At 34.0% G+C, this 4,527-nt stretch carries 5 protein-coding genes and 3 pseudogenes; 3 read left to right on the forward strand and 5 right to left on the reverse strand.

The window, feature by feature from the left end; genetic code table 11:
• The 5 genes and pseudogenes from A9G42_RS04400 to A9G42_RS04420 all read right to left on the reverse strand — a co-directional run.
• A partial coding sequence (locus tag A9G42_RS04400; RefSeq protein ID WP_179854595.1) for a transposase occupies positions 1-300 on the reverse strand: 300 nt, incomplete at its 3' end.
• A gap of 530 nt (positions 301-830) precedes the next feature.
• A pseudogene (locus A9G42_RS14660) lies at positions 831-1,004 on the reverse strand (RHS repeat-associated core domain-containing protein); the annotation flags it as partial.
• 465 nt (positions 1,005-1,469) lie between these two features.
• A complete protein-coding gene (locus A9G42_RS04410) occupies positions 1,470-1,826 on the reverse strand; it encodes a hypothetical protein (RefSeq protein WP_065566957.1) in 357 nt (118 codons plus the stop codon).
• A 325-nt stretch (positions 1,827-2,151) separates the two neighbouring features.
• Positions 2,152-2,397 (reverse strand): hypothetical protein, encoded by a 246-nt coding sequence (locus A9G42_RS04415; protein ID WP_065566959.1) that lies wholly within the window; start codon positions 2,395-2,397, stop codon positions 2,152-2,154.
• Positions 2,398-2,548: 151 nt separating this feature from the next.
• Positions 2,549-3,160, reverse strand: a complete 612-nt coding sequence (locus A9G42_RS04420) for a hypothetical protein (protein ID WP_065566956.1) — start codon at positions 3,158-3,160, stop codon at positions 2,549-2,551.
• A 651-nt stretch (positions 3,161-3,811) separates the two neighbouring features.
• Between A9G42_RS04420 and A9G42_RS04430 the strand changes: the two are divergent.
• The 3 genes and pseudogenes from A9G42_RS04430 to A9G42_RS14665 form a co-directional block, all read left to right on the forward strand.
• Positions 3,812-4,022, forward strand: a pseudogene (locus tag A9G42_RS04430) (transposase); the annotation flags it as partial.
• Positions 4,023-4,068: 46 nt separating this feature from the next.
• A complete protein-coding gene (locus tag A9G42_RS14255; protein WP_257006350.1) occupies positions 4,069-4,194 on the forward strand; it encodes a hypothetical protein in 126 nt (41 codons plus the stop codon).
• Positions 4,195-4,215: 21 nt separating this feature from the next.
• Positions 4,216-4,353, forward strand: a pseudogene (locus A9G42_RS14665) (IS3 family transposase); the annotation flags it as partial.
• Between the last annotated feature and the right edge of the window lie 174 nt (positions 4,354-4,527).

Raw genomic sequence — 4,527 nt, forward strand, 5'->3', positions numbered from 1 at the left:
TTCAATTTCATCGTTTAATGTTGTCTGATTTTTTTTGATGAGTTGAGGTTCAAATGAACCGTTTCTATCTCTTGGTGCATCAAGTTCGAAACTGCCTGATGAGCTTTTTATTGTCTTTGAACTCTTACCATTACGCCGATTAGGGGTAATGTCGTTGGCTAAATGAGAATCTAATTCCGCCGATAACGCCGCTTCTGTTAGCTGCTTGATTAATGGCGTTAAAATACCATCTTTACCCGTTAGCGGTTGACCATTTTGTAATAATTTTAATGCTTTTTCAAAATCAAATTCTTGGGACATGGGTCATTTCCTTTTTTGTTACATAGTTTACCGAAATGACACAGAATATTGAACAGTCTCTTTAAATCTAAAATATTTATTCGCGGTAACAAGTTATCAATATATTTGTTCAATTCTATCCACATGAAATGCATATTCACATTGTCATTTATTTTTGGTACTTCAGTAGGCAATGACACCATTATTTTTTTCCCATAATATACCTTGTAAAATAGTTAGCACCACTTGTTCTTTTTAGTACTGGGTCTATAACGTTGATCTTTTTCTCTATTGGGTGGCAATTCATGTTTTAATATTCTTAAAAGCCTAACTCTTCTTGCCTCAATTCTTTTCATTTTACCTTTAGTTATTCCTCTATAAGTACGGACTACTTTCGATTCTGCATTGCCAAAGTTAGGGGCTTTTCGTACTTTTCTTATACTCGTATAAGCACGTCTATTATCCGCCAACCATTACATCTTCTGCTTTACTAATTCCTGTTTTAGCACGGCGTTTAGATTCCTATCCATTACATCATATAAAACCCAATCTCAATTAGTGTCATTACTATTTTTATACCATCCAAGTGTATCAATCCAAGTCAGCCCATTCGGCACATACTGATACAGATTACACCTACCTAGCAGCCCAATTGAGTTGGACTGGGTAAAGCGTCCTATATCTGGATCATAGTACCTAAAGGTATTGTAATGCAGTCTAGTTTTTCTGTCTAAATATCACCCATGATATCTGAAGTTTTGCTCTATTGGTTTGTGTTCGATTTCCTGAATGCGCTTACCCTAGAGCTGATAGCTACATTCCCAGAGTTATTCGCCGTTTGCATCGGTAAGCCGTTCTGGTCGGCGTAGAAGCAGCGGATATATTGTTTTTAATTGCCGTCTGTGCCTATACGTGCCAGTGGCTAGTCGTTGCTCTAGTGGGTGTAGATATTCAGGCTACTGTGCCGATTCGGGCAGGTTTCCTGTATTATTGTTAAGCTATCCCATAGGAACGGGTACGGTTGTAAGGTTTGCCTGTGCGCCTGACTGATGTTTTTCGATACGTCGACCTAAGGCGTCGTAGGCGTAGTTGTAACGCTGGTTGTGGCTAGCACTTTGTTTGTTTTTGAAGCAATAACTCTCTATCTTACATATATCTAATTATTGAGCTAACTTCTATAATTTTATTTTTTAGTAATATTTAATTTCATATTTACCAATTACATCAAAAATATGATCATAAGTGCTGAGTACTATACGTTGCCTTCCTTTTTTATGCACCTCATCAACTAAATCAAAACTAGATTTTAAATATTGCTCATAAGGATACTCATCCATTCTATAAATAAATAAACTATAAATATCACTGAAAGTAAATGTAACTTTAACTTCTGGAACATTCGATATCTTCGGTTTACAGCCTGATAATGCTAATGACGTATTAACAACTAAAGTAAATGGTATACATTCTAATTTTACGTCAGATAATATTAATGCACTTCGCGCATAAATTATACCGTATTTTGTTTGAATTTCTTTTGTATTCATATTATTTACACCTCAATTTTATTGATTTACCACTGGTTTTAGTTGTAAAACGCCGCCATAAAGTAGCTGAAGACAGATCCACTTAAGTAGCCCATCTAGATGGAGCCTTAGAAATTCCAGCCTTTTTAGCAGTATAAAGGCGCCTATTATCCAAACTAAAAACGCACCTTGCGATAATAACTTTGTTTGTATATCAGTGGGTAAATCAAGCTTTTTTATTTTTCTAATAGTCTCTCGATTATTTATGTATGAATGATAATAAAACTATGTATAAGTTTATTCACTTTTTTATCGTTAAAGATTGTAAATATTGCCGATTTTTTGATTAAAGTAATGCATATATTTTCTTTAATTGTCCACAATATTTCTTACTATACGGTATTTTTATTTTTTTTAGATAATTAATTAGGTTATCAACATCGTTAGTAAGTAAATAATACTCTAATAAATGAATAATAAGAAAATTTTCATAGGGTGCATTAACTGAAATAGTGACATCCTTTTCATCATTCCCTTCTTGTTCATCTGGTTCATCAAAGAGAACGACAAACTTAATCGCTATATATTTCAAGCGAGTTTTCTACTCTTTTGTTGCACTATTTTAGAGGGGCGTTACAGCTTAGATTATAATAAACAGATACATTATCTCCCTACAAAATATTAAGGAAACTATTACTATTAGCACATTTATAAATTATTGTTAGATAGTTATATTAAAATAATTATGCCGTTTGAACAAAAAAAAGTCCTGCATTATTAAAATCATCAATCTTCTTTTTTAGAAACAAATATCCAATAGCATCAGATAAAAATAAAGCTCCACCATCATGAACTGGAATATCTGATGAATATAATTGGCCAATAAAATCATATTCATTTAGCAATTTTTCACAAGCCACAATGCCATTGGGTATTTTATTTGACAAAAAAGAAAATGCTGGGTACTCATTATTCTTTAGTTGTGTCTTTTCTAATTCAAGATATTGAGGAACAAGACTATTACTATTTTCACGTAATTTTGATGTCTCAGTTAGTGTAACTCTGGTAAATCCTGATTTTAAATGATCAAGTTCTGCATCATCACCGAAATAAACAATATCGTCCAAAAAATATCTATTTTCATTATATGTTGAAAATACGGAAATATATTTAGCTTTAGGAAGATTAATTCCACTAATAGAATCAGATAATTTATCATTATCGATTGTGAATAATAATGTTAAATTTTCACCTAACGGATTTTGGGGCCAATTGCCGTCAATAAATGCTCCTCCACCAAATTTGATACCACTATTTTCGTTTGATGAAGGTGTAAGTTCATATACTAGGTGCATGATATCTCCATTAACATTTGCTAATTTCTTTATGAATTTTTACGATTTTTCTTAGTATACCAATTTTCTTTTCAGGAACACCAGCTCTTCCCTGTGCTTCATAGTTATTCTAGTCGGTATAGATATACAGCCTGCTGTGCTGATTCGGGCTGGTTTCCTAAATCACTGCTAAGCCATCCCACAGGAAACGGGTACGGTGTAGGATTTGCCTGCGTTGTCTAGCTGATGTTTTTCGGTACGTCGACCTAAGGCGTTGTAGACATAGCCGTAACGCTCACTAGCTTGGGTATTCGATGGATACTTCGGTCAACATGTGCTAAACATTGTATTTTAATCTTAGATTTTGGCCAAATCGACTAATCTATATATTAAAATGCCTTGATTTGATAGTAATATAATAAAATTTTAGATAATCGTAGTATTTAATTTTATAAATTCTTTAACTCTCTAATTTTAGCTAAGCCTTTTTCCAAACGACTAATATTTTCATACTTATTTTCTACAGTACTTTTATCTAAATATTTAAGCCATCCAGATACATATTTCCTGAATAAATCAAAACCATCTTCCGTAACAGTGTAACTATCCCCTAAAATAGTACAGCAAAAAAGTAGAAAATTCTCCATGATAAAAGTAAAAGAGGATTTAATTATGAAAAAAATGACTGAACATCAAATCGTCGCTATTTTAAAAGAAGCAGAGGCAGGTATTCCCGTTAAAGAACTGTGCCGTAAATATGGCATGGGTAATTCAACTTTCTATAAATGGCGAGAAAAATACGGCGGAATGGAAACGTCGGATATTAAACGCTTAAAGGAGCTGGAGGCTGAAAACCGCAAGCTTAAGCTGATGTTTGCCGAACTGAGCTTAAAATCCCAGCTTCAGGAAGAAATCATAAAAAAGCTTTAGTGCCCACCAAGGCACGTAAAAGATGGGCACAGCAACTACAACAAAATCATTCAGTTACTATTGCAATGAGTTGTGCCATTGTTGGTTTAAGCCGTTGTGCTTACTATTATCAACCTAAGTTGTAGGATGATTCGGTGATTGTTTCGGTGTTGAATGCTATCACAGACCGGCATTTACGCTGGGGCTTTCCTAAATGTTTTAATCGTATCAGAAAGCTCGGCTATCAATGGAATCATAAACGGGTATATCGGGTGTATTGTGAATTAAAGCTTAATCTCAGGGTAAAGCGTAAAAAACGCATTCCTCCACGATGCCCGGAAAGGTTATTAGTCCCCAATAAACAAGGTGAATGTTGGTCAATGGATTTTATGAGTGACAGTAGTCGTAATCAACGTCGCTTTAGGACATTCAATGTCATCGATGACTTTAATCGTGAGGCGTTAGGTATTGATATTGCA

Origin of the sequence: Gilliamella sp. Nev6-6 (assembly GCF_001690605.1) — a bacterium.
GTDB classification, from domain to species: Bacteria; Pseudomonadota; Gammaproteobacteria; order Enterobacterales; family Orbaceae; genus Gilliamella; species Gilliamella apicola_C.